This is a genomic window from Humibacillus sp. DSM 29435, assembly GCF_001758225.1.
In the GTDB taxonomy this organism is placed as follows: Bacteria; Actinomycetota; Actinomycetes; order Actinomycetales; family Dermatophilaceae; genus DSM-29435.
Genome location: NZ_MAST01000012.1, coordinates 227,504 through 251,673, shown reverse-complemented (window position 1 = coordinate 251,673; position 24,170 = coordinate 227,504). Strand labels below are relative to the sequence as shown.

20 protein-coding genes are annotated in these 24,170 nt (G+C 69.5%); 14 read left to right on the top strand and 6 right to left on the bottom strand.

Translation table 11 applies throughout. The features are described from left to right. The first annotated feature begins 68 nt into the window (after window positions 1-68). Window positions 69-1,031, top strand: coding sequence for a tyrosine recombinase XerC (locus BA895_RS10310; RefSeq protein ID WP_083283193.1), 963 nt, complete (start codon window positions 69-71; stop codon window positions 1,029-1,031). Window positions 1,032-1,155: 124 nt separating this feature from the next. Then, window positions 1,156-1,686, top strand: a complete 531-nt coding sequence (locus BA895_RS10305; protein WP_070191787.1) for a M23 family metallopeptidase — start codon at window positions 1,156-1,158, stop codon at window positions 1,684-1,686. A 56-nt stretch (window positions 1,687-1,742) separates the two neighbouring features. Here the strand turns inward: BA895_RS10305 and BA895_RS10300 are convergent, their stop codons facing one another. Together BA895_RS10300 and BA895_RS10295 are read right to left on the bottom strand one after the other, a co-directional pair. Next, entirely contained in the window at window positions 1,743-2,912 is a 1,170-nt protein-coding gene (locus tag BA895_RS10300; protein ID WP_070191786.1) for a pyridoxal phosphate-dependent aminotransferase, read from the bottom strand. 34 nt (window positions 2,913-2,946) lie between these two features. Continuing rightward, window positions 2,947-4,890 carry a DUF6541 family protein gene (locus tag BA895_RS10295; RefSeq protein WP_070191999.1) on the bottom strand — a complete coding sequence of 648 codons (1,944 nt, stop codon included), beginning with the start codon at window positions 4,888-4,890 and terminating at the stop codon, window positions 2,947-2,949. A 279-nt stretch (window positions 4,891-5,169) separates the two neighbouring features. Between BA895_RS10295 and rpsB the strand changes: the two genes are divergently transcribed. Beyond that, complete coding sequence (gene rpsB, locus BA895_RS10290; RefSeq protein ID WP_070191785.1) at window positions 5,170-6,186, top strand: 30S ribosomal protein S2; 1,017 nt, start codon at window positions 5,170-5,172, stop codon at window positions 6,184-6,186. A gap of 40 nt (window positions 6,187-6,226) precedes the next feature. Then, entirely contained in the window at window positions 6,227-7,054 is an 828-nt protein-coding gene (tsf, locus tag BA895_RS10285) for a translation elongation factor Ts (protein WP_070191784.1), read from the top strand. A 132-nt stretch (window positions 7,055-7,186) separates the two neighbouring features. Here the strand turns inward: tsf and BA895_RS10280 are convergent, their stop codons facing one another. Continuing rightward, on the bottom strand, window positions 7,187-7,693 hold the full coding sequence (locus BA895_RS10280; protein WP_070191783.1) for a DUF1648 domain-containing protein: 507 nt from the start codon (window positions 7,691-7,693) through the stop codon (window positions 7,187-7,189). 118 nt (window positions 7,694-7,811) lie between these two features. Here BA895_RS10280 and BA895_RS10275 point away from each other — a divergent pair, with 118 nt between their 5' ends. The 7 genes from BA895_RS10275 (at window position 7,812) to BA895_RS10245 (ending at window position 17,004) form a co-directional block, all read left to right on the top strand. Beyond that, complete coding sequence (locus BA895_RS10275; protein ID WP_070191782.1) at window positions 7,812-8,549, top strand: response regulator transcription factor; 738 nt, start codon at window positions 7,812-7,814, stop codon at window positions 8,547-8,549. Continuing rightward, window positions 8,546-11,173, top strand: a complete 2,628-nt coding sequence (locus tag BA895_RS10270) for a DUF4153 domain-containing protein (protein WP_254666410.1) — start codon at window positions 8,546-8,548, stop codon at window positions 11,171-11,173. The genes BA895_RS10275 and BA895_RS10270 overlap by 4 nt, the downstream gene beginning before the upstream one ends. 132 nt (window positions 11,174-11,305) lie before the next feature. Next, window positions 11,306-12,034: a UMP kinase gene (pyrH, locus tag BA895_RS10265; protein WP_070191780.1), complete on the top strand. Its 729-nt coding sequence runs from the start codon at window positions 11,306-11,308 to the stop codon at window positions 12,032-12,034. A gap of 85 nt (window positions 12,035-12,119) precedes the next feature. After that, on the top strand, window positions 12,120-12,677 hold the full coding sequence (gene frr / locus BA895_RS10260; protein ID WP_070191779.1) for a ribosome recycling factor: 558 nt from the start codon (window positions 12,120-12,122) through the stop codon (window positions 12,675-12,677). Between the two features lie 22 nt (window positions 12,678-12,699). Continuing rightward, on the top strand, window positions 12,700-13,707 hold the full coding sequence (locus BA895_RS10255; RefSeq protein WP_083283192.1) for a phosphatidate cytidylyltransferase: 1,008 nt from the start codon (window positions 12,700-12,702) through the stop codon (window positions 13,705-13,707). 57 nt (window positions 13,708-13,764) lie between these two features. Continuing rightward, on the top strand, window positions 13,765-15,045 hold the full coding sequence (gene rlmN / locus BA895_RS10250) for a 23S rRNA (adenine(2503)-C(2))-methyltransferase RlmN (RefSeq protein ID WP_083283191.1): 1,281 nt from the start codon (window positions 13,765-13,767) through the stop codon (window positions 15,043-15,045). A gap of 45 nt (window positions 15,046-15,090) precedes the next feature. Beyond that, window positions 15,091-17,004 (top strand): AMP-binding protein, encoded by a 1,914-nt coding sequence (locus BA895_RS10245; protein WP_070191777.1) that lies wholly within the window; start codon window positions 15,091-15,093, stop codon window positions 17,002-17,004. On the opposite strand, the gene BA895_RS10240 is transcribed toward BA895_RS10245, so the two are convergent. The 3 genes from BA895_RS10240 to BA895_RS10230 all read right to left on the bottom strand — a co-directional run bounded on the left by BA895_RS10240 (window position 16,985) and on the right by BA895_RS10230 (window position 20,182). Next, window positions 16,985-18,100: an LOG family protein gene (locus tag BA895_RS10240; protein WP_070191776.1), complete on the bottom strand. Its 1,116-nt coding sequence runs from the start codon at window positions 18,098-18,100 to the stop codon at window positions 16,985-16,987. The two genes, BA895_RS10245 and BA895_RS10240, sit on opposite strands and share 20 nt — an antisense overlap. 145 nt (window positions 18,101-18,245) lie before the next feature. Next, a complete protein-coding gene (locus BA895_RS10235; RefSeq protein ID WP_070191775.1) occupies window positions 18,246-19,688 on the bottom strand; it encodes an aspartate aminotransferase family protein in 1,443 nt (480 codons plus the stop codon). Then, window positions 19,685-20,182 (bottom strand): Lrp/AsnC family transcriptional regulator, encoded by a 498-nt coding sequence (locus BA895_RS10230; protein ID WP_254666434.1) that lies wholly within the window; start codon window positions 20,180-20,182, stop codon window positions 19,685-19,687. Before BA895_RS10230 ends, BA895_RS10235 begins: the two co-directional genes overlap by 4 nt. Before the next feature lie 120 nt (window positions 20,183-20,302). Here BA895_RS10230 and BA895_RS10225 point away from each other — a divergent pair, with 120 nt between their 5' ends. The 3 genes from BA895_RS10225 to BA895_RS10215 are packed head-to-tail and all read left to right on the top strand — an operon-like array spanning window position 20,303 to window position 24,170. Beyond that, entirely contained in the window at window positions 20,303-21,751 is a 1,449-nt protein-coding gene (locus BA895_RS10225) for a gamma-aminobutyraldehyde dehydrogenase (RefSeq protein WP_070191774.1), read from the top strand. A gap of 35 nt (window positions 21,752-21,786) precedes the next feature. Next, window positions 21,787-23,040 carry a spermidine/putrescine ABC transporter substrate-binding protein gene (locus BA895_RS10220; RefSeq protein WP_070191773.1) on the top strand — a complete coding sequence of 418 codons (1,254 nt, stop codon included), beginning with the start codon at window positions 21,787-21,789 and terminating at the stop codon, window positions 23,038-23,040. Beyond that, complete coding sequence (locus BA895_RS10215; RefSeq protein WP_070191772.1) at window positions 23,040-24,170, top strand: ABC transporter ATP-binding protein; 1,131 nt, start codon at window positions 23,040-23,042, stop codon at window positions 24,168-24,170. The genes BA895_RS10220 and BA895_RS10215 overlap by 1 nt, the downstream gene beginning before the upstream one ends.

The following is a 24,170-nucleotide window of genomic DNA, read 5'->3' as shown; positions in this document are numbered from 1 at the left end:
GGGGGTCGAGAACCCGCAGGCGGCGGGTCGTGGCCTCGTCGTCGACGCCCGTGGGTCACAGTGGAGTCATGGCACGGCCCGAGAATGCGAGTCCCCCGAGCGCCGGCGCGAGTGGTCGTGCGGGCCTGGCCGGTGAGAGCGACATCCTCGAAGCCTTCGCGCGCTACCTCGGCGCCGAACGGGGGCGCTCTGAGCACACCCAGCGCGCCTACCTCGGTGACGTCCGCCATCTGCTGTCGTACGCCGCACGTCGAGGGGTGGCCGACCTCGACCAGCTGGGCCTTTCCGACCTGCGCGCCTGGTTGGGCGAGCAGGCTGACGCCCAGGCGTCCCGGGCGACCATCGCCCGCCGCGCAGCCGCGGCCCGAACCTTTCTCGGCTGGGCCGAGCACACCGATCGGATTCGGCAGAACCCCGCGGTCCGGCTGGTGGCCCCCAAACGGGGGAGCAGCCTGCCCGGTGTGCTGAGGCACGACGAGGCGAGCCGTCTGCTCGACGTCGCCGCCGTGCGCGCCGACGACGACGACCCGGTGCACGTACGCGACCGAGCGGTGCTCGAGCTGCTCTACGCCAGCGGCATCCGGGTCGGTGAGCTGGTGGGGCTCGACATCGACGACCTCGATCTGAGCGAACGCCTCGTTCGGGTGATGGGCAAGGGCTCGAAGGAACGGATCGTGCCGTTCGGGATTCCGGCATCAGTGGCTCTGCAGGACTGGCTCGACGTGCGGCCCAGACTGGTCATCTCCGGCTCCGGCCACGCCCTCTTCCTCGGTCGACGAGGTCGCCGGGTCGACGCCCGACAGGTGCGTGTGGTGGTGCACGAGCTGCTCTCCCATCTGCCCGACGCGCCCGATCTGGGCCCGCACGGGCTGCGCCACAGCGCCGCGACCCACCTGCTCGACGGTGGCGCCGACCTGCGCATGGTGCAGGAGCTGCTCGGCCACGCGAGCCTGGCCACGACCCAGATCTACACCCACGTCTCGGTCGACCGGCTGCGCGCCAGCTACGAGCAGGCGCACCCCCGCGCCTGACCGCATCTGACCGCATCTGACCGCATCTGCGACGCTCGTCCACAGCCCCCGGCGGGTCCGCGGTCTGTCCACAACAGCAGACGGGCCTCTGGCTGTACCTCAGGGGGCTGCCCACGATGGAGGCATGGCGATCGGAGAGTCAGTTGCGGCCGCGGTGCTCGGCACGGTGCTGTCGGTCCTTGCAGGCAGCGCCGGCATCTCGGCGGCGCCGACACCCGGGCTGGCGCGCCAAGGGTCCCCGTCTGCGGAATGGCAGTGGCCGCTCGCCCCACAGCCCGAGGTCGAGCGTGGCTTCGACCCTCCCGACCGGCCTTGGCTTCCAGGGCATCGGGGCGTCGACCTGCAGGCGACGGCTGGTCAGCCGGTGCTCGCCCCGACGTCGGGCCAGGTCACGTTCTCGGGGCCGCTGGCGGGTCGTGGGGTGGTCGTGGTGACCCATCCGAACGGGTTGCGGTCGACCTTCGAACCCGTCGAGGCCGGCCTCGCGGTGGGGCAGCGCGTGGTGCCGGGCCAGCCGGTGGCGCGGGTGTCGAGCGGGGCCGGCCACTGCGCACCGGCCCGCTGTCTGCACTGGGGGGTGCTGCGAGTGCGCACCTACCTCGACCCGCTGTCGTTGCTCGCCCACCGGCCGGTGGTGCTGCTGCCCTTGAACTGAACTGAACTGAACTGAACTGAACTGAACGGAACTGAGCTGAGCTGAGCTCGACCTGTTCAGCCGGCGTGCGTCCCCGCCGCTGCGAGGCGGCGGCTCGCCTCCTGCAGCACCTCGTCCTTCTTGCAGAAGGCGAACCGGATGAGGGTGCGCGCCGCGTCGGCGTCGTCGTGGAAGACCGACACCGGCACCCCCACCACCCCGGCGATCTCGGGCAGGCGGCGGGCGAACTCGAGCCCGTCGACGGCGCCGAGCGGGGCGGCATCCGCGACGACGAAGTAGGTGCCCTGCGGGCGCGAGACCTGCAGACCGAGGCCCTGGAGCGCGGTGCAGAGCAGGTCGCGCTTTCGCTGCATCGAGCTCTGCAGCCCCTCGTAGAACGCGTCATCGAGGCCCAGCGCGACGGCCGCAGCGGGTTGGAAAGGCCCCGAGGCCACGAAGGTGAGGAACTGCTTGACGGTGCGGGCCGCGGCGACCGCCTCCTGCGGGCCCGTCAGCCAGCCGACCTTCCACCCCGTGGCCGAGAACGTCTTGCCGGCCGAGCTGATCGTGATGGTGCGACCCGCCATGTCGGGCAGGGTGGCGACGGGAATGTGTCGTGCGCCGTCGAAGAGCAGGTGTTCGTAGACCTCGTCGGTGACGACCCAAGCGTCGTGCTCGCGGGCCAGCGAGGCCACCAGCTCGAGCTCGTCGCGAGTGAAGACCTTGCCGGTCGGGTTGTGTGGGGTGTTGAGCAGCACGAGCCGGGTGCGAGCCGAGAAGGCGGCCCGGAGAGAGGCCTCGTCGACCGCGAAGTCGGGAAAGCGAAGCACCGAGGTGCGTCGGGTCGCTCCGGCGAGGGCGATGGTGGCCGCGTACGAGTCGTAGTAGGGCTCGAAGGTGACCACCTGGTCGCCGGGTTCGCAGAGGGCGAGCACCACGGAGGCGATCGCCTCCGTGGCGCCGCAGGTCACGAGCACCTGGGATGCCGGGTCGAGCCGGATGCCGTAGAAGCGCTCCTGGTGCGCCGCGATGGCCTCGAGCAGCTCGGGAACGCCGGCGCCGGGCGGGTACTGGTTGCGACCGCCGTCGATCGCGGCCTTGGCGGCATCCAGCATCTCCTGCGGGCCGTCGGTGTCGGGAAAACCCTGCCCGAGGTTGATCGCGCCGGTGCGACCGGCGAGCGCCGACATCTCCGCGAAGATCGTCGTGCCGAACGGCTGCATGCGGGTGATCAGCGGCGAGCTCATGGCATCGAGACTAGCCAGCCGGCGCAGCCACGGGTCAGGGGCAGCCGGTGATCCTGAACAGCGTGTAGGCGCCGACGGTCTTGACCGCCTTGACCCCGTCGACGTTCGCGAGGTCGAACAACCCTGACGACCGCTCGGGCCGGTCGAGCCAGTAGACGTGGGTGGAGTCGATGGCCCACGTGATGTGGTGACGCGCCAGGGCCGCGCACACGTCGGGGCGGGTGCTCAGCCGGTCGAAGCCGGTGCCGATGAGAATCTCGTCGCCCGTGGTCGGGATCGGGATCGACCGGTAGAGGGTGTCGGTGCCGAACAGCGCGAACATCAGGGGTGAGCCGTTCTCGGGCCGGCCGACCACGCCCTCACCGGGCGGAATGAGCGCGGCCAAGGCGGCCAGGTCACGCTGCCCCTGCTCGCTGAGGATCACGTGCGTGGGGTCGGCAGGGCGGTAGAAGCCGACCAGCGTGTCGTGGCGTACGCCGTAGCCCCACCCGATGGTGAGCAGCGGGATGACGAGCAAGGCCACCACCCCCGCCGCCGGCGGCTTCCGACCCGGCGGAGGGAGCCGGCGCAGCACGGGGCCGATGGCCGAACGGATCGCCGGCGCGGCCGCGGCCACGATGACGACGCCGGGAACGGCCGCCAGCGAGGCCAGCCGCACCTTGTCGTTGTACCAGTAGCCCGTGATGAGCGAGGTCCACGACGCCGTGGACGACGCGGCGATGAGGTAGAGCACGACGGCGGCCAGCCACATGGCCAGAACGGGGATCGCGGCCCGGGCCCGCCGCACGATCCAGAAGATGCCGACCGGCAGCAGGATGACCGGCCCCCACAGCACGCTGCCGGTCAGCAGCTGCCCGCCGATGACCTCGACGAGCGCCGTCCACACGCTGACCCGGTCCTTCCACACGTACGACTGCGTCGAGGCGAGGCGGGCCGAGATGGCCGGGGCGACGTAGAGACCCACCGCCAGCACCACCGTCACGAGGCTGAGGTCGAGCCCGACCCGGCGCCAGCTGGCGTGCCGCAGTACCCCCGCTCGCAGCCTCGCCGCCCCGAGCCAGGCGAGGGCGAACACCCCGATCGCGACGAACGCGTTCGGTTGCACCAGCGCGAGTCCGGGCAGGCTCGCGGCGAAGCCCAACCACTGACCCACCTGCCTGGAGCGCGCCGCCTGCAGCATGAGCGCGAGCACGCCCGGAGTCAGTGCCGTGCCCATGAGGTTCGGCCACAGCACCCCCCAGCCGAGCAGCAGGGTCGGGAACGCGACCAGGGCTGCGGAGGAGAACCCCGCGGCGTAGGTCACCAGTCGGGAGGTGCCGAGGGCGTGCCGCACCAGCGCGACACAGCCGACCGGCCAGACGACGGCGGCCAGAACGATCGTCGCGACGTTGGTGCCGGGCAGCACGTCGGCGAGCCCGGACTGCAGGCCGGTGGCGACCCAGGCGTGGAACCCGTTGGGATAGAAGGTGTTGTTGGCGATCGAGAAGTTGCCGGTGTCGAGAAAGAGACGGATGCGGTCGAGGTGGTAGACCGCATCCGGCGAGTCGACCAGCTCTTCAGGGCTCCCGAGGGTGGGCACGATCGTCACCAGGGCGATGACGACACCGATGGCGATGGCGACGACCGCGTCGGGCCGCGGCCGGCCGAACAGGCGCCGGGAGTGCTCGAGGCGGGCGCGGGCGCGACCGGTGCGCCGTTCCACGAGCCGACTGATGCCGATCGAGAGCACGTACGCGGCCCCCGCCACAAGGGCCGTCGACAACAGCAGCGGTAGCCACCCCCAACGCACCCCGAACCGTTGCACCACCGTCGCGGCGGTGGCGATGAGCCCCGCCGAGACGGCGGGGGAGACCGCCAGGGCCTCGAGGCCGCGCGAGCCGAGGGCCCGCACCACGAGCCAGCCGGGCAGGAAGGCCACCACCGTCAGCACGACGAAAGCGGGCAGCATCCCCACCCACGTGGTCGACTCGGTCGGCATGGTGGTCATTGTGGCCGGTCCTGACGATTTCTCCGTAACCCGGGTCTGGCCGTACGATGAGAGGCGGTCACGAGTGCTTGTCGCTCGAGACCAAATTCGCGCGTCTTCTGCTGATCAACGCCAGGTCTGACTCCGGTCTCACCTGGCACCGGTCGGGACGCACCACGGCAGTCCTGGTCCTCGCGTCGCGCGAGGCCCGGGCGGGGTGCGTCAGGCGCCAGGAGCGGGGCCACTGCCGCGCTGACAACTGACAACAACCTACCCAAGGGAGAACACGGCATGGCCGTAGTCACCATGCGCCAGCTCCTCGAGAGCGGCGTCCACTTCGGGCACCAGACCCGTCGCTGGAACCCCAAGATGAAGCGCTTCATCATGACCGAGCGCAACGGCATCTACATCATCGACCTGCAGCAGTCGTTGACCTACATCAACAACGCCTACGAGTTCGTCAAGGAGACCGTCGCCCACGGCGGCACCATCCTTTTCGTCGGCACCAAGAAGCAGGCCCAGGAGCCGATCGCCGAGCAGGCGACCCGCGTCGGCATGCCGTACGTCAACCACCGTTGGCTCGGTGGCATGCTCACCAACTTCCAGACGATCTCCAAGCGCCTGACGCGCCTGAAGGAGCTCGAAGAGCTCGACTTCGACGATGTGGCCGGCTCCGGCTTCACGAAGAAGGAGATGCTCATCTTCAAGCGCGAGATGATCAAGCTCCAGAAGACCCTCGGCGGCATCCGCACGATGGCCAAGGTCCCCTCGGCCGTCTGGATCGTCGACACCAAGAAGGAGCACCTCGCGGTCGACGAGGCGCGCAAGCTCGGACTGCCGGTCATCGCGATCCTCGACACCAACTGCGACCCCGACGAGGTCGACTACAAGATCCCGGGCAACGACGACGCGATCCGTTCGGTCGCCCTGCTGACCCGCGTGGTCGCCGACGCCGTCGCTGAGGGCATCATGCAGCGCTCGTCGGGCAAGTCGGGTGCCGAGGCAACCGCTGAGGAGCCCCTCGCCGAGTGGGAGCGTGAGCTCTACGCCGACGCGGACGCCCCCGCGGCCACGGTCGAGACCGCCGAGGCGCCTGCCGCCGAGGCCCCGGCCGAGGCGGACGCCGCTGCCGCCGAGGCTCCCGTCGAGACGCCGACCCCCGAGGTCGCCGCCGAGATCGCGATCGACCAGCCGGCCGAGACCACCGAGGCTCCCGAGTCCACCGAGGCTCCTGCTGCGGTCACCGAGGCTCCCGAGGCGGCCCCGGAGGCCACCGAGGCTCCTGCTGCGGTCACCGAACAGGCCTGAGCCCCACCACTCACATCGAACGAAAAGAGCGATAGAGAGTATGGCGAACTACACCGCCGCTGACATCAAGGCACTGCGCGCAGACACCGGCGCCGGCATGATGGACGTCAAGAAGGCCCTCGACGAGGCCGACGGCGACCGAGTCAAGGCCATCGAGATCCTGCGCATCAAGGGCCAGAAGGGCGTGGCCAAGCGCGGCGACCGCTCGGCCTCCAACGGGCTCGTCGCGGCCTCGGCCACCGACGGCGTCGGCACCCTCGTGGAGATCAACTGCGAGACCGACTTCGTGGCCAAGGGCGAGAAGTTCATCGCCCTGGCTGACCAGGTGCTCACGCAGGCGGTCGCGGTCGGTGCCGCGAGCGTCGACGAGCTGCTCGCGAGCACGCTCGAAGACGGCAAGACCGTCAAGGAGCTGCTCGACGAGGCCAACGCCACCATCGGCGAGAAGATCGAGGTGCGCCGGGTGGCTCGCCTCGAGGGCGAGAAGGTCGTGTCGTACCTGCACAAGACCAGCCCCGACCTGCCTGCGCAGATCGGTGTGCTCGTCGCCGTGCACGGTGACGAGGCCGTGGGCCGCGACGTGGCGATGCACATCGCCGCGTTCACGCCCACGGTGCTGACCCGCGAGGAGGTCGACGCCGAGACGGTCGCGAGCGAGCGCCGCATCGCCGAGGCCACCGCCAAGGAGGAGGGCAAGCCCGAGGCCGCCCTTCCGAGGATCATCGAGGGTCGGGTCAACGGCTTCTTCAAGGAGAACGTGCTGCTCGAGCAGCCGTTCGCCAAGGACGCCAAGAAGAGCGTCGGCAAGGTACTCGAGGAGGCGGGAACGAAGGCCACCGCCTTCGCGCGCTTCCGCGTCGGCCAGTGAGGCGCTGAACCAGGCTCACCAGCACCGCCGCACCACCATGCACCAGAACGGATGCCGCTCACCCCACTGGGGTGGGCGGCATCCGTCATCTTCGGAGCAGGACCACGACGGTGACCCGGTCGGAGCGGGGTCTCACGCGTCGCGTGGCACCCGCCAGCGCACCGCGACCATCCAGACGAGGTAGCCGGTCAGCAGCACCAGCCAGCCGATGATGACGGCCAGTGCCCAGCCGGGCAGTGACGCGTCCGGCCGACTCGTCGCCGCGACAATGGCGACCGGTACCGCGCAGATCATGGCCATCGTCAGGGCGCCGATGACGGCCAGGTCGGTGGCCACCCGGTCTACCGCTCGAGGCAGGTTCTCGGGGCGCTGCCAGTAGGCCTTGTGGGGAAGGTTGACCCAGGTCAGCGACCGGCTGCGGGGGATGGCGACCAGCAGGGTGCCGAAGATCGCGACCATGATGAGCCCGAGTCCGGTGAGCATGATGACGGCCGCCGTGCGGCTGCCCCACTCGTCAGGTCCGGCGGCTCCGCTCCAGTGCATCGGCACCCGATCGGGCAGTGCGAACGCCGACCAAACCACGAGGGCGAAGTAGACGGCCACCAGCACCCAGAAGAGCTTCGTCAGCCAGTTGCGCATCCCTTCACGATAGGCAGGGCGAGGCCGGCAACGATCGCCGGCCCGGTCACCAGAGTCTTCACACGATCTCCAGACGTCGCGCGCACGGTCTCCTGCTCCCCGCTTCTAGGCTCGGGTCATGAGCCAGGAGCACAACGAGACCAGCGGTCGGGGCCCTGACCGGGCCACGGTGCTCGTCGTCGAGGACGATCCGACCATCAACCAGGCCGTCACCGATCGCCTGGTATCAGAAGGCTTTACGGTGGTGCAGGCCTTCGACGGCCCGGGCGCGGTCGAAGCCCACGGTGAGCGGTACATCGACCTCGTCGTGCTCGACGTGATGCTCCCGGGTTTCGACGGGCTCGAGGTCTGTCGGCGCATCCACGCCGAGCGTCCCGTACCGGTGCTCATGCTGACGGCCCGCGACGACGAGACCGACGTGCTGGTCGGCCTCGGGGTCGGAGCCGACGACTACCTGACCAAGCCGTTCCGGATGCGGGAGGTCGTGGCCAGGGTGCGGGCCCTGCTGCGTCGCGTTGATCGGGCCCGCGAGCTGGCGACCGCCCTGCCGGGGCCACTGCCGGCGCCGCTCTCGGTGGGTGAGATCGAGATCGACCGCGGCGCGCACCGGGTGGTCGTCGCCGGTGACCCCGTTCACCTCACGCCGCTCGAGTTCGACCTGCTGCTGGCCCTCGCCGACAAGCCGGGAAAAGTGCAGGGCCGCGACCAGCTGATGCGTGAGGTCTGGGGCTGGGCCGACGCCGGTGGCACCCGCACCCTCGACAGCCACGTGAAGGCGCTCCGTTCCAAGATCGGCGCACACCGGGTGCGCACGGTGCACGGGGTGGGCTACGCCCTCGAGGCCGGCGGCCGATGATGGCCGGGGTCGAGCACCTCGACCGGCCCCTCGACGGCATCCGCTCGATCAAGGCGAAGCTGGCGCTCCTCGTAGGCACCAGCATCATGGTTGCCGCGGTCGTCGTGCAGATCGGCGCGGCCGCGTCGGTGCCGATCTGGCTGACCGTTCCGGTCACCGTCTCGGCCGCACTGGGTGTCGCCCAGTGGCTGGCTCGCGGACTGACCTCACCGCTGCGAGAGATGACCGACGCGGCCAGCCGGATGGCGACGGGAGACTACTCCCGCAGAGTCACGGCCACCTCCGCCGACGAGGTCGGACAGCTGGCGGCGGCCTTCAACACCATGGCCGCCGACCTGGCCGATGCCGACCGGCAACGTCGCGAGCTCGTGGCTACCGTGTCGCACGAGCTGCGCACCCCGCTCGCCGCACAGCAGGCGCTGCTCGAGAACCTCGTCGACGGTGTCGTGAGCCCTGACGACGCCGTGCTCCGTTCGGCACTGGCCCAGGCCGAACGCCTCGGCGCCCTCGTGGGTGACCTGCTCGACCTCAGCCGTCTCGACGGCGGCCAGATCCGCCTCGACCTCGCCCCCCTCAACGTGCTCGGGCTCATCGAGCGCGCCGTGGCGGAGGCGGCCCTGGGCTCTCGGGCGGTCACCCACGTCGTGTCGGTCTCGCCTCCCGACCTCCGGGTCGTGGCGGATGCCGCTCGGCTCGACCAGGTGCTCGCCAACCTGCTCGACAACGCGGCACGGCACTGCCCGCCGGGGAGCGCCGTGCACGTGACCGCTGCGGGGGAGGGCCCCGACCGCTGGAGCCTCGAGGTGACCGACGACGGGCCCGGCATCCCACGGCGGCACGCGGAACGGATCTTCCACCGGTTCGGCTCCGGAGACGACGCCGGTGGCGGCACCGGCATCGGCCTGGCCATCGCCAGCTGGGTGTGTGAGCTGCACGGCGGCTCGATCAGCGCCGAGCCACCCCGACCGGGCGAGACCGGCGCCCGGCTTCGAGCGGTGCTGCCGCGAGACCCGGTCGGAGCCCAGACCCACGCCCAGACCCACGCCCAGACCCACCGTCCGAACCTGGAGAACTTCGTGCCCATCGCCTCCGTCACCCCGACCTCGCCAGCGGCTCAGCCGGTCGCACCGCCCCGGTCTTTCGTCGACGCGCTCTTCGGCGACCTGTGGCCGGAGGCCGGTCTCGCCACGAAGACCCGCCTGGTGATGACCTGCACCGGGGTCGGGGCGCTGGCCGCCGTCGTGCTGCCCGGCCGTGACGTCGGGCTGGCGCTGTTCACCGTGCTGCTCGTCGGCGGCGCAGTGGTGCTGCGCAGCTCGGTGCGCCGTCGCAGCCTGTGGACGGGTGTCAGCGCTGTGCTGTGCGTGGCCCTCGCGTCGTTGACGGTCGTGAGGGCGGCCCAGTGGGTCAGCGTGCTCGCCATCGCTGTCGGGATCGTGCTCACGACGACCGCCCTGACGGGTGCTCGCAGCTGCCTGGGCCTCGTGAGTGGGCTGGCGGCCTGGCCTCTCTCGGCCGTGCGAGGGCTCCCAATGCTCGGCCGCACCCTCTCGGAGACCAGCAAGGCGACGGTTCTCTGGCCGGTGCTGCGCACCGTGGCGGTCTCGCTCGTCGCCGTCGTCGTGTTCGGTGGCCTTTTCGCGTCCGGTGACGCGATCTTCGGCTCGTGGGCCCAGTCACTGGTTCCTGCCGTCGACTTCGACGGTCTCGTCTTCCGCACCTTCGTCGGTTTCGTCATCGGTGGGTCTTTGCTGGCGGTGTGCTACCTCGCCGTCAACCCGCCGAAGGTCGACCGCATCACCCTTCCGGTCGCACGCTCGGTCGGCTCCGTCTATGAGTGGCTGGTGCCGATGGCGCTCGTCATCGCCCTCTTCGTCGGTTTCGTCGTCGCGCAGGCGGCCGCACTCTTCGGAGGCCACGACTTCGTGCAGCGCAGCACCGGGCTCGGCTACGCCGACTACGTCCACCAGGGGTTCGGGCAGCTGACCTTCGCCACGGTGCTCACCCTGGCGGCCGTGGCCCTGGCGGTGCGCAAGGCCCCCCAGCAGACAGCGCACGACCGCACGCTGCTGCGCTGCGCGATCGGAGTGCTGGGCGGGCTCACCCTCGTCGTCGTCGCGTCGGCCCTGCACCGGATGGACCTCTACCAGCAGGCCTACGGGTTCACCGTGCTGCGTGTGCTCGTCGATGCCGTCGAGCTGTGGCTGGGCCTGCTCGTCGTGCTCGTGCTCGTCGCCACCGCGCGGCTGTCATGGTCGTGGCTGCCGCGGGCCGTGCTGCTCGCAGGAGCCGTGTTCGTGCTCGTCGGCGGCCTGGTCAGCCCCGAGGCCTGGGTCGCCCAGCACAACATCGACCGCTACCACGCCAGTGGGCAGCTCGACACGACCTACCTGCGCAGCCTGAGCGATGATGCCACCCCGGCGATCGTCGCCGGGCTGCCGCCCGACCTGGCACGCTGCCTTCGAGATGGGGACAGCTCGCAGCCGGCCGACGACTGGCTCGGGTTCAACCTCGGTCGGGCGAGGGCGCTCGAGGCCGTGCGGTCGGTCTCCGGGGGCACGCTGGAGCCGTCGGCGTGCGCCGTCGTGCTCGACGGCATCCCGGCTGGCGCGGCCGTGCGCTGACCTGCTTGCTTACCTACTTCCGGATCGGCTGCCGAAGGTGCCCGAGCGCCGGGATCGATGCGGCGACCCGGAAGCGGATGTGGCAGGATCGGGCGACCGCTCAGGCTGCAGCCCACCAGGAGGCACCCCGTCATGACTGACGCCCATTCCAACGGCTTCGACCGAGTTCTCCTCAAGCTGTCGGGTGAGGTGTTCGGCGGGGGCAAGATCGGGCTCGACCCGGCCGTCGTCTCGGGCATCGCCCAGCAGATCGCGGATGCCGTTCGCGGCGGGGTTCAGGTGGCCGTGGTCATCGGTGGCGGCAACTTCTTCCGTGGAGCCGAGCTGCAGCAGCGCGGTATGGACCGCACCCGGGCCGACTACATGGGCATGCTGGGAACGGTGATGAACTGCCTCGCGCTGCAGGACTTCCTCGAGAAGGAGGGCATCGAGACGCGGGTGCAGTCGGCGATCGCGATGCAGCAGGTCGCCGAGCCCTACATCCCGCGTCGGGCGATCCGTCACCTCGAGAAGAACCGCGTCGTCATCTTCGGTGCCGGGGCCGGTATGCCCTACTTCTCCACCGACACGGTCTCGGCCCAACGGGCCCTCGAGATCAAGTGCGATGCCGTGCTGATCGCCAAGAACGGCGTCGACGGCGTCTACGACTCCGACCCGAAGGTCAACCCCGACGCGAAGAAGCTCGAGACGGTGACGTTCGCCGATGCCCTCGCCGCCGGTCTTCGGGTCGTCGACGCGGCTGCGTTCAGCCTCTGCATGGAGAACAAGCTGCCGATGATCGTCTTCGGCATGGAGGGCGCGGGAAACATCACTCGGGCCCTGCTCGGTGAGAAGATCGGCACGCTGGTCACCAGCGCCTGACCGACCCGCACTCACACCGCACCGACACTGCACCGAAACTGCAGACCAGCAACGCACCACCGACAGGACGAAGGAAGCCGTAGCGATGATCGACGAGACCATGTTCGAGGCCGAGGAGAAGATGGACAAGGCCGTCGAGGTGCTCAAGGAGGACTTCGCGGGCATCCGCACCGGTCGAGCCAACCCGGGCCTGTTCAACAAGCTGACCGTCGAGTACTACGGGGCCCCGACGCCCTTGCAGCAGCTCGCGTCGTTCCAGAACCCTGAGCCGCGCACCATCCTGGTCATCCCCTTCGACAAGTCGGCGATGAGAGAGATCGAGAAGTCGATCCGTGACTCCGACCTCGGCGTCAACCCCAGCAGCGACGGCCACCAGATCCGCTGCGTGCTGCCCGAGCTCACCGAGGAGCGCCGCCGCGAGTACACCAAGCTCGCCAGCCAGAAGGCGGAGGAGGGCCGGGTTGCCGTCCGCAACATCCGTCGTAAGGCCAAGACCGACATCGACAAGCTCGTCAAGGACGGCGACGTCGGCGAGGACGACGGCAACCGGGCCGAGAAGGAGCTCGACGGCCTGACGAAGAAGCACACCGACCTCATCGACTCCCTCGTCAAGGCGAAGGAGACCGAGCTGCTCGAGGTGTGACCTCCGCGCTGCTCGACCCACGATGACGGCCCCCTCCAGCGGTTCTCCCGACGCTGACCCAACGGTCGGCTCGTCGTCGTCACCGCAAGCGCCCGCGCCTGACCCCGCCTCGAGTGAGCACCACGGCATCCTGGATGCCGCTGAGCCCGTCGACTACGACCCCGCGCTCGACGACGTGGCGGGCATCCCGCCCGAGCAGGTGCTGGCGGCCAAGCCCTCGCGGGCCGGCCGCGACCTCAAGGCTGCGCTGGCGGTCGGGTTCGGCCTGGGCCTGCTGATCATCTCGACGCTGTTGATCCGCAAGGAGCTCTTCGTCGTCGTGATCATGGCGGCGATCGCCATCGGCATCTGGGAGATCCGGGCCGCCCTGCGGCACCAGGGGGTTGAGGCGCCGCTCGTGCCGCCCGTCGTCGGCTCGGTCGTCATGCTCTGGGCGGCGTTCGTACACGGCCCGGCGGCGCTCACGGTGGCGTGGGGCCTGACCTGCGCGGCCAGTCTCCTGTGGCGCAGCGTCGGGGGCCTCGAGGGCGCCGGCCGTGACGTGCTCGGCGGCGTGTTCATCTCGACCTACCCGCCCTTGCTGGCCGGCTTCGCCGTGATGTTGATGACGCCTGACGACGGCGTGGCCCGCGTCTTCACCTTCTTGATCATCACGGTCTGCAGCGACGTCGGTGGCTACGCCGCTGGGGTGCTGCTCGGCAAGCACCCGATGGCGCCGTCGATCAGCCCCAAGAAGTCGTGGGAGGGCTTCGGCGGGTCGGTACTGCTGTGCGTCGTCGGCGGCGCCCTCTGTGTGCACTTCTTCCTCGAGGACGCCTGGTGGATCGGTGCGGCGCTCGGGGTGGGGGTGGCCGCCGCCGCCACGGTCGGCGACCTGATGGAGTCGTTGATCAAGCGCGACCTCGGCATCAAGGACATGTCGAACATCCTTCCCGGGCACGGCGGCATCATGGACCGGCTCGACTCGATGATCGTCGTGGCGCCGATCGTCTGGGCCGTGCTGACCCTGCTGGCCCCCACCTCCGGCTGAGGCCGTTGTCGCCGCGATGCCGGTCTGCGTCTCGACTCCTGCGACAATGGAGGCGCCATGACTGAGATTCCCGCCCCCGCTGACCCTGCTGACACTGCTGTTCTTGATGAGCCTGCTGTTCTTGATGAGCCTGCCGGCCCTGCCGCCGGCACGGCGCCCGGCCCCGTGCCGCTGCCCGAGCCCACGGTGGCCGCCCCCCGGCCCGGCCAGCTGACCTTCCTGGCTCCGCGGCGGGGCAAGCCCCCACGCCATCTGGCCGACCTCAGCCCGGTCGAGCGCAAACAGGCGGTCGAGTCGCTCGGTCACAAGGGGTTTCGGGCCAAGCAGCTGTCGGCGCACTACTTCGAGCGCCTGGTGGATGACCCCGACGAGATGACCGACCTGCCCAAGGCCGTGCGCTCCGAGCTGGTGGCCGACCTGCTCCCCACGTTGTTGACGCCGATCGTGCAGCGCGTCGCCGACGACGGTCAGACGATGAAGTACGCGTGGCGCCTGCACGACGGCGCCATCGTCGAGTCGGTGCTGATGCGCTATCCCAAGCGGGTGACGATCTGCATCTCCAGCCAGGCCGGCTGCGGCATGAACTGCCCGTTCTGCGCCACCGGGCAGGCGGGGCTCACGCGCAACATGTCAGCCGGCGAGATCGTCGAGCAGGTCGTCTGGGCGGCCCGGGCCCTTCGCCGTGGTGACCTCGCGGGGGGCGACGCAGACTCCGACGCGGCCGATCGCGAGGCGCCGCTGCGCGTGAGCAACGTCGTGTTCATGGGCATGGGCGAAGCTCTGGCCAACTACAAGGCGGCGATCGGGGCCATCCGGCGGCTCACCGATCCGGCGCCCGACGGGCTCGGACTCTCGGCTCGCGGCATCACCATGTCGACGGTCGGGTTGGTGCCCGGCATGGACAAGCTGACGGCCGAGGGCATCCCGGTGACGCTGGCGCTGTCGTTGCACGCGCCTGACGACGAGCTGCGCAACGAGCTGGTGCCGATCAACACCCGGTGGTCGGTCGACGAGGCCATCGACGCCGCCCACCGCTACTTCGAGGCGACGGGCCGGCGGGTGTCGATCGAGTACGCCCTCATCCGCGACATCAACGACCAGGGCTGGCGGGCCGACCTGCTGGGCGAGAAGCTCAACGCCCGCGGCCAGGGCTGGGTGCACGTCAACCCGATCCCGCTCAACCCGACCCCCGGCTCGAAGTGGACCGCCTCGCGTCCCGGTGTCGAGCAGAACTTCGTCGAGCGCCTGCGGGCCCACGGCATCCCGACGACCGTGCGTGACACGCGGGGACAGGACATCGACGGCGCCTGCGGCCAGCTGGCCGCCGCCACCGCCTGACCCTGTCCTGCCCTGTCGTGGCAGGGGTGGTGCAGAGTAGGGGCCATGAGCGATGACGCCCGGGCAGCTAACCGATCGGCCTACGAGCTGAGCCTGCACGACCCCGAGGCGTTCTGGGGGCAGGCGGCGACGGCGATCGACTGGATCACCCCGCCCGGGCGAGTGCTCGACAACGACCGCCCGCCCTTCTATCGGTGGTTCACCGGCGGCGAGCTGAACGTCTGCGCCAACGCGGTCGACCGGCACGTGGCCGCCGGGCGAGGCGACCAGGCCGCCATCCACTACGACTCCCCGGTGACGGGCGTTCGCGAGACCATCACGTACGCCGACCTGCTGGCCCGGGTGACCGCGGTGGCCGGCGGGCTGCGGGGCCTCGGCGTGACGAAGGGTGACCGGGTGGTCATCTACCTGCCGATGGTGCCCGAGGCCGTCGTCGGGATGCTCGCCTGCGCGCGGATCGGCGCCATCCACTCGGTCGTCTTCGGAGGCTTCGCTCCCGCCGAGCTGGCCGCCCGCATCGACGACGCGCAGCCGAAGGTCGTGCTGTCGGCCTCGTGTGGCGTCGAGCCCTCGCGGGTCGTGCCCTACAAGCCGTTCCTCGACGAGGCGATCCGCCGTTCCGAGCACCCACCCCAGCACTGCGTCATCCTGCAGCGCGCCCAGCTCGCCGCCGAGATGGGCGAACGCGATCTCGACTGGGCTGACTTCGAGTCGAGCCCGGCGGCGCTCGAGGGCGCCGATCCGGTCGCGGTCGCGGCCACCGACCCGCTCTACATCCTCTACACCTCAGGCACGACGGGCCGGCCCAAGGGCATCTACCGTGACTGCGGGGGCTACGCGGTGGCGTTGCGCTGGTCGATGGAGCACCTCTACGACGTGCGGCCGGGCGAGACCATGTTCACGGCGAGCGACGTGGGCTGGGTGGTCGGCCACTCCTACATCGTCTACGGCCCGTTGCTGACGGGGGCCACCACGGTGCTCTACGAGGGCAAACCGGTCGGCACACCGGATGCCGGTGCCTTCTGGCGCGTCGTCGACGACTACGACGCGGTGGCGCTGTTCACCGCGCCCACCGCCTTCCGGGCGATCAAGAAGATCGACCCGGAGGCGAAGCTGCTCGGCGAGCACGACATCTCCAGCCTGCGCACCCTGTTCCTGGCGGGGGAGCGGCTCGACCCTGACACCTACGAGTGGGCCACGGCCGCGCTGGGCGTGCCGGTGGTCGACAACTGGTGGCAGACCGAGACCGGCTGGCCGATCGCCATGAACCCCAGTGGAGTCGGGCTGCTGCCGATCAAGCCGGGCTCGGCAGCGGTGGCGGTGGCGGGCTACGACGTTCGGGTGCTCGACGGCATGGGCGAGCAGGTCGAGCCCGGTGTCGAGGGGGCGATCTGTCTGCGCCTGCCGATGCCTCCGGGCACGCTGCCGACGCTGTGGAACGACGACGACCGCTACGTCTCGAGCTACCTGGCGGCCTACCCCGGCTACTACCTCACCGGCGACGGCGGCTACATCGACGCCGACGGCTACCTGTTCGTCATGGGCCGCACCGACGATGTGCTCAACGTGGCCGGGCACCGCCTCTCGACCGGCTCGCTCGAGGCGGCTCTCGCGGGTCACGAGGCCGTGGCCGAGTGCGCGGTGATCGGGGTGCACGACGACCTCAAGGGTCAGGTGCCACGCGCGCTGGTGGTGCTCAAGTCGGGCGTCGACGCCGACCTCGACGGCGAGCGCATCCGTCGAGAGCTGGTGGCGCGGGTTCGGGCGGAGGTCGGGCCGGTCGCCGCCCTGCAACAGGTCGACATCGTCGCCGGCCTGCCGAAGACGCGGTCGGGCAAGATCCTGCGCAAGACGATGCGTGAGATCGCCGACGGGGTGGCGCCGGTCGTGCCCGCCACCATCGAGGATGTCGCCGTGCTCGAGGCCCTGGCCCCGGTGCTCAGGTCGCCAGACCGGTGATGAGCGGCGCCACCTCGTCGACCCCCTCGACGAGGTGGAGCGCCCCCTCCATCGGTCGTCCGGCGGCCAGGGCCTGGAGCGCCGGCCAGACGGGCACGACGTCGGTCCAGTGCTGCTCGTCGACCAGCACGAGAGGGGCCAGCGGCGCGTCGCCCGTCGCGTAGTAGAGGGGGGTGGCGGCCTGGAAGACCTCCTGTACCGTTCCGGCCGCTCCGGGCAGCACCACGATGCCACCGGTGGAGCGGGCGAGCAGCCCGTCTTCACGGATCGCGTTGGAGAAGTACTTGGCGATGACGTCGCAGAAGACGTTGGGCGGCTCGTGGCCGTAGAACCACGTGGGGATGCCGAGTGACCTCGCGGTGGCGGCGAGCTCGTCGCTCCGGCGCCCCGTCGAAAGATGCAGCAGATCGCGCCTCACCTCCAGCGCCAGGCGGGCCCAGCCCGTGAGGTCGTCGCGGAACGACGGTCCCGGAGCCAGCCGGCCCAGCGCGGCGGCCAGTGTGGCCGCATCGGTGCAGAGCGCGCCGAGGTTGGCGGCCTCCATGGCTCCCGGGCCCCCACCGGTAGCCACGAGATGGCCCGCCTCGGCAAGGGCGTGCCCCAGTCGAGCAGCACCGGCGTACGCAGCCGAGCCCCGATGCAACGCGTGTCCGCCCATCACCCCGACGACGTTGCGCCCCTCCACGAACTCGTCGAGCTCATCGGTGACCGAGTCGTCGTGGATCGCCCGCACCAGGGTGGCGTACGCGTCGGTGCGCGAGGTGGAGTCGAGGAACCACGCGTAGGCCCGGGCATCGGGCGTGGCGGCATACCCGTGCTCGAGCCCGGCGTAGAGGTCTTCGGGACCGTAGAGGCCCCGCCACGGGTCCACCGGGGCATCGGCCAGGCCGGGGAAGACGACCGCTCCGCGCCCCTGCAGCACACGGCTCACGTCGGGGGGCACCACCCCGCCGAGCACGACGAGCCCGGTCACGTCGTCGCACTCAGCGAAGCGACCGGCCCACCCCGTCAGGTCGAGGCGCTGGAGCCGCAGCCCCCGCAGCGGCGCCCGGCGGTCGAGATGGTCAGACAGCGCCTCGAGCGACTCGATCTCCATGGCACCATCCTGCCGGTCACGCCTCGTTTGGAGTCGTGACCAGCCCGACCCACCGGAACGAACGCAGCGTTCGTTCTCGAACACCGTGTTGTGACAGTGAGCTCAAGAACGAACGCTGCGTTCAGCTGGCTGGGCGGGGCGTTCCCTAGAGGTGGTTCTCGGCCTCAATGAGCACCGAGCGCAGCCGTGACTCGATGTCGTCGAACTGCTCCTGGCCCATGGTCAGGGGGGGAGCGAGCTGCACCACCGGGTCGCCGCGGTCGTCGGCGCGGCAGTAGATGCCGGCCTCGAACAGGGCCTTGGACAAGAAGCCCCGCAGGAGCCGCTCGGACTCGGCCTCGTTGAAGGTCTCGCGGGTCTCCTTGTCCTTGACCAGCTCGATGCCGTAGAAGTAGCCGGCGCCGCGCACGTCACCCACGAGCGGCAGGTCGAGCAGCCGCTCCAGTGTGGCCCGGAACGCGGGAGCGTTCTCCTTGACGCGCTGGTTGAGCCCCTCGCGCTCGAAGATGTCGAGGTTGGCCATCGCCACGGCAGCCGACACGGGATGGCCCCCGAAGGTGTAGCCGTGCAGGAACGAGGTCGTGCCCTTCTTGAAGGGCTCGAAGAGGCGGTCGCTGGCGATCATCGCGCCGATGGGGGAGTAGCCACTCGTCATGCCCTTGGCACAGGTGATCATGTCGGGTACGAAACCGAAGTCCTCGCACGCGAACATCGAGCCGATGCGTCCGAACGAGGTGATCGTCTCGTCGGCGACGAGCAGCACGTCGTACTCGTCGCAGATCTCGCGCACCCGGTCGAAGTAGCCGGCCGGCGGCGGGAAGCAACCGCCCGAGTTCTGCACCGGCTCGAGGAAGACTGCGGCCACGGTGTCGGCGCCCTCGAACTCGATGGCCTCCGCGATGCGGTCGGCGGCCCAGCGGCCGAAGGCCTTCTCGTCGTCACGCAGGTGGTCGGGCGCGCGGTACATGTTCGTGTTCGGCACCTTGTGCGCGCCGGGCACGAGGGGCTCGAACATGGCCTTGGCCTCAGGGATGCCGGTGATCGACAGGGCGCCCTGCGGGGTGCCGTGATACGCGACGGCACGAGAGATGACCTTGTGCTTGGTGGGCTTGCCGGTCAGCTTGAAGTACTGCTTCGCCAGCTTCCACGCGGACTCGACCGCCTCACCTCCACCGGTCGTGAAGAAGACCCGGTTGAGGTCGCCGGGCGCGTGAGCGGCCAGTCGCTCGGCGAGCTCGATCGCCTTCGGGTGGGCGTAGCTCCAGAGCGGGAAGAAGGCGAGCTCCTTGGCCTGCTTGGCGGCTGCCTCGGCCAGCTCCTCGCGGCCGTGGCCGACCTGCACCACGAACAGTCCGCTGAGCCCGTCGATGTACTCGTTGCCCTTGTCGTCCCAGATCTTCCAGCCCTTGCCGCGGGTGATGATCGGCACCGACTGACCAAGCCCTCCGGCATCCTTGCTCTCGTACACCGAGTGACGCGTGAAGTGCATCCACAGGTGGTCTCGGGCCGCGTCGGTGTGCAGTGCGCCGGTGGGCGTGCGGGTCGGTTCGGTGGTGTTCTGCGAGACCGCTTGGGTCGTGGTTGTCATCGTGTTCCCCAGTTGTAGAGCTGTTTGTTGAGTTTCAGGTAGACGAACGTCTCGGTGGCCGTGACGTTCTCGATCGAGCGGATGCGCTGTGTGACGAGCTCGAGCAGGTGGTCGTCGTCTTCGCACACCACCTCGACCAGCAGGTCGAAGCTGCCGGCGGTGGTGACGGCGTAGGACACCTCGGTCATGGCGGTCAAGGCCGCAGCCACAGGCGTGACGTCGCCGCCCACCCGAAGACCGACCATGGCCTGACGTTGGAAGCCGACCTGAAGCGGGTCGGTCACCGCCACGATCTGCATCACGTCGGCGTCGAGCAGCCGTTGCACGCGCTGGCGAACCGCCGCCTCCGAGAGGCCGACCTCGATCGCCATGGACGCGTACGACTTTCGACCGTCCTGCTGCAGCAGCTCGATGATGCGCTTCGAGGTGTCGTCGAGGGTGACCGAGGGTCGCTTGGTAGCCGCCCGCTGTGGCACCGCCGTTGCCCGGTTGATCGACACATTCCGTATCGTGTCCTGTGGAACCGGTACTTGGCAACCCCAGCAGCCACTGATTCCGAAGTAGTTATCCCGAAAGCCTTCCGGATCCGACTGTTGGGTGTCTAGCATTCGGGCATGACCTCCGAGGCTCGCCAGCTGCGCAACTTCATCGGTGGACGTTATGTCGATCCGGAGACCGATGCGATGAGCGACATCGTCAACCCGGCCACCGCCGGGGTCGTGGCCAAGGCGCCGGTCAGCTCGTCCGCGGATGTCGACGCCGCCTATGCCGCCGCCAGCCGCGGCTTCGAGACCTGGGGTGAGACCACCCCCAGTGAGCGCCAGCAGGCGCTGCTGAAGTTCGCCGACGCCATCGAGAAGCGCGCCGCCGAGTTCGTCACGCTCGAGGCAGAGAACACCGGAAAGCCGCACGCCCTCACGGCGAGCGAGGAGATTCCGCCGATGGTCGACCAGCTGCGCTTCTTCGCAGGTGCAGCGCGCGTGCTGGAGGGCCGCGCCTCGGGAGAGTATCTGGCCGGGCACACCTCCTGGATCCGTCGTGAGCCGATCGGTGTCATCGGTCAGGTGACCCCCTGGAACTACCCGATGATGATGGCCGTCTGGAAGATCGGACCGGCTCTCGCGGCCGGCAACTCCGTCGTGCTGAAACCCGCCGATACCACCCCCGAGACGACCCTGCTGCTCGCCGAGATCGCGTCGGAGTTCCTCCCGGAGGGCACTTTCAACGTCGTGACCGGCGACCGCGAGACGGGTCGCCTGCTCGTCGAGCACCCGACTCCCGCGATGGTCGCCATCACCGGCTCGGTGCGGGCGGGGATGCAGGTGGCCGAGTCGGCGTCCCGTGACGTCAAGCGCGTGCACCTCGAGCTCGGCGGCAAGGCGCCCGTCATCGTGTTCGACGACGCCGACATCGAGGCCGCCGTCGAAGGCATCGCAATCGCCGGCTACTTCAACGCCGGACAGGACTGCACCGCCGCCACACGCGTACTGGCCGGGCCCGGCATCCATGACGACTTCGTCGCTGCCCTGGCTGAGTACGCCTCCTCGCAGGCCAAGGTGGGGCGGCCCGACGACGACGACGCGCTGTTCGGGCCGGTCAACAACCGTCACCAGGTCGCCCACGTGTCGGGCATGATCGACCGACTGCCTGACCACGCGCGCATCGTCACCGGTGGCTCCCGAGTCGGGTCTCTCGGCGACGGGTTCTATTTCGAGCCAACGGTGCTCGCCGGTCTGCGCCAGAGCGATGAGCAGATCCAGAGTGAGATCTTCGGGCCTGTGATCACGGTGCAACGCTTCACCGACGAGGCCGAGGCGCTCGCCTGGGCCAACGGTGTGCAGTACGGCCTCGCCTCCAGCGTCTGGACCAGGGACTTCGGCCGCGCGATGCGCATGAGCAAGAAGCTCGACTTCGGCTGCGTGTGGATCAACACCCATATTCCGCTCGTCGCCGAGATGCCGCACGGTGGTTTCAAGCACAGCGGTTATGGCAAGGACCTCTCGATGTACGGCTTCGAGGACTACACCCGCATCAAACACGTCATGGCGAACATCGAGTCCTGATTTTCCGAAGACCTCACAGAACACTGGAGATTCGAATGAACGAACATCCCGACCAGCGCAACGTCGACCCCGGAGAGCTGGCCCTGCGGGCCTCCTTCGCCCGGGCGGCCATCTCACGGCGTTCGGCGCTGGCGGGGGCGGCCGGGTTGGGCGCAGTGGCCTTCCTGGCGGCCTGCGGCTCCGCGGGCAAGAACCCCTCTTCGCCGGGGGCGACCGGTGCCGGCGCCAAGACAGCCGCGGCCGCTCAGGACCTGTCGGCCAGCGAGAAGGTCGTCAACTGGTCGAACTGGCCCGCCTACATCGACGTCAACGACAAGACGCAGGCACGTCCGACGCTGGCCGCGTTCACGAAACAGACCGGGATCAAGGTCAACTACACCGAGGACTACAACGACAACGACGAGTTCTACGCGAAGGTGAGGCCGCTGCTCGAAGCCGGCAGCGACACCGGGCGCGACGTGTGGTGCTCTACCGACTGGATGGTCGCGCGGCTGGTCCGCAACGGCTACGTGCAGAAGCTCGACCTCGCCAACATCCCGAACAACGTGAACCTCGTGGACTCGCTGCGTGACGTCACGTTCGACCCGGGCCGCCTCTACTCACTGCCGTGGCAGAGCGGGTTCGCGGGCATCGCCTGGAACCCCAAGGCCACTGGTGGCAAGAAGGTCGAGACCGTCGACCAGCTGCTCACCGACCCTTCGCTCAAGGGCAAGATCACGCTGCTGACCGAGATGCGCGACACGGTCGGGCTCGTGCTGATGGCCATGGGCAAGAAGCTCGACAGCTTCACCGACGCCGACTTCGACGCAGCCATCGCCGAGCTGAGCAAGGCCAAGGACTCGGGCCAGATCAAGGGCTTCACCGGCAACGACTACACGAAGCCGTTGGCCTCGGGCGACACCGCCGCCTGCTTCGCGTGGACCGGCGACGTGGTGCAGCTGCGCGCCGACAACCCGAACCTCGGCTACGCGCTTCCGCAGACCGGGTGCACCCTCTGGTCGGACAACTTCGTGATCCCCGCTCTGGCGAAGCACAAGAAGAACGCCGAGGAGCTCATCAACTACTACTACGACCCGAAGGTGATGGCGCAGGTCGTGGCCTACGTCAACTACATCTCGCCGGTCAAGGGTGCTCAGGCGATCCTGCAGAAGCAGGACCCCGCCGTCGCCCAGAACCAGCTGATCTTCCCCTCCGACGAGACGCTCGCGCGGGCCCAGGTCTTCCGGGGTCTGACCAACGCGGAGGAGACGAAGTACAACAAGGCGTTCCAGGCGCTGGTGACCGGCTGATGGCCGACCAGTCTGCCGGCGACCTGATCCTGCGCCAGATCACCAAGAGCTACGAGACGTTCACCGCGGTCGACAACATCGACCTCGTCATCCCCCGTGGGTCGTTCTTCGCGCTGCTCGGGCCCTCGGGCTGCGGCAAGACGACCACGCTGCGCATGGTGGCCGGGCTCGAGCAGCCGACGGCCGGCACGATCTCCATCGGCGAGCGCGACATCACCTCCACCAAGGCGTACCAGCGCAACGTCAACACCGTCTTCCAGAACTACGCGCTCTTCCCGCACCTCGACATCCTCGACAACGTCGCCTTCGGGCTGCGACAGCGCAAGGTCAAGGACTGGAAGGCCAAGGCCATGGAGGCGCTCGAGCTCGTCGAGCTGACCCAGGTGGCCCGCAAGAAGCCGACCCAGCTCTCGGGCGGGATGCAGCAGCGGGTCGCCCTCGCCCGGGCGGTCGTCAACCGCCCCGACGTGCTGCTGCTCGACGAGCCGCTCGGCGCCCTCGACCTCAAGCTGCGCCGCCAGATGCAGATCGAGCTCAAGCGCATCCAGCAGGAGGTGGGCCTGACCTTCGTGCACGTCACCCACGACCAGGAGGAGGCCATGACGATGGCCGACACCATCGCGGTCATGAACGGCGGGCGCCTGCAGCAGGTCGGCGACCCGGGCACCCTGTACGAGAAGCCGGAGTCGACGTTCGCGGCCAATTTCCTTGGCCAGTCGAACCTGCTGGCGGCCACCGTCAAGGGTGTCGTCGACGACATCGCCCAGCTGAACGTGCACGGCACGGAGATGACGGTGCCGGCCGACCTGCTGCCCGAGGGTGCTACCGAGATCTGGCTCGGCATCCGGCCCGAGAAGGTGCGCATCATCGGCGGCGTCGCCGGTAGCGAGAGTGAGAGCCTGAACACCCTGTCGGGCAAGGTGACCGATGTGTCGTTCCTCGGCGTGGCCACGCAGTACCTCGTGGCCACGTCGTGGGGCCGCGAGCTGACGGTCGTCCAGCAGAACGACGGGGCGCCCCGAGCGGTCCTCGGCTCGAACGTCAGGCTGGCCTGGTTGCCGGCCAACTGCTTCGCGCTCGACGCCTCACAGGACGCCGACGCGGGGGCCGATATCGGCGAGGACGCCTGA

Coding starts and splice junctions, on each gene's coding strand:
- BA895_RS10280 (WP_070191783.1), bottom strand. CDS start 7,693: ATGCGCAACTGGCTGACGAAGCTCTTCTGGGTGCTGGTGGCCGTCTAC.
- BA895_RS10275 (WP_070191782.1), top strand. CDS start 7,812: ATGAGCCAGGAGCACAACGAGACCAGCGGTCGGGGCCCTGACCGGGCC.
- BA895_RS10235 (WP_070191775.1), bottom strand. CDS start 19,688: ATGACAACCACGACCCAAGCGGTCTCGCAGAACACCACCGAACCGACC.
- BA895_RS10215 (WP_070191772.1), top strand. CDS start 23,040: ATGGCCGACCAGTCTGCCGGCGACCTGATCCTGCGCCAGATCACCAAG.
- BA895_RS10310 (WP_083283193.1), top strand. CDS start 69: ATGGCACGGCCCGAGAATGCGAGTCCCCCGAGCGCCGGCGCGAGTGGT.
- rlmN (WP_083283191.1), top strand. CDS start 13,765: ATGACTGAGATTCCCGCCCCCGCTGACCCTGCTGACACTGCTGTTCTT.
- BA895_RS10255 (WP_083283192.1), top strand. CDS start 12,700: ATGACGGCCCCCTCCAGCGGTTCTCCCGACGCTGACCCAACGGTCGGC.
- BA895_RS10245 (WP_070191777.1), top strand. CDS start 15,091: ATGAGCGATGACGCCCGGGCAGCTAACCGATCGGCCTACGAGCTGAGC.
- BA895_RS10225 (WP_070191774.1), top strand. CDS start 20,303: ATGACCTCCGAGGCTCGCCAGCTGCGCAACTTCATCGGTGGACGTTAT.
- BA895_RS10305 (WP_070191787.1), top strand. CDS start 1,156: ATGGCGATCGGAGAGTCAGTTGCGGCCGCGGTGCTCGGCACGGTGCTG.
- tsf (WP_070191784.1), top strand. CDS start 6,227: ATGGCGAACTACACCGCCGCTGACATCAAGGCACTGCGCGCAGACACC.
- pyrH (WP_070191780.1), top strand. CDS start 11,306: ATGACTGACGCCCATTCCAACGGCTTCGACCGAGTTCTCCTCAAGCTG.
- rpsB (WP_070191785.1), top strand. CDS start 5,170: ATGGCCGTAGTCACCATGCGCCAGCTCCTCGAGAGCGGCGTCCACTTC.
- BA895_RS10300 (WP_070191786.1), bottom strand. CDS start 2,912: ATGAGCTCGCCGCTGATCACCCGCATGCAGCCGTTCGGCACGACGATC.
- BA895_RS10240 (WP_070191776.1), bottom strand. CDS start 18,100: ATGGAGATCGAGTCGCTCGAGGCGCTGTCTGACCATCTCGACCGCCGG.
- BA895_RS10295 (WP_070191999.1), bottom strand. CDS start 4,890: ATGCCGACCGAGTCGACCACGTGGGTGGGGATGCTGCCCGCTTTCGTC.
- BA895_RS10220 (WP_070191773.1), top strand. CDS start 21,787: ATGAACGAACATCCCGACCAGCGCAACGTCGACCCCGGAGAGCTGGCC.
- BA895_RS10270 (WP_254666410.1), top strand. CDS start 8,546: ATGATGGCCGGGGTCGAGCACCTCGACCGGCCCCTCGACGGCATCCGC.
- frr (WP_070191779.1), top strand. CDS start 12,120: ATGATCGACGAGACCATGTTCGAGGCCGAGGAGAAGATGGACAAGGCC.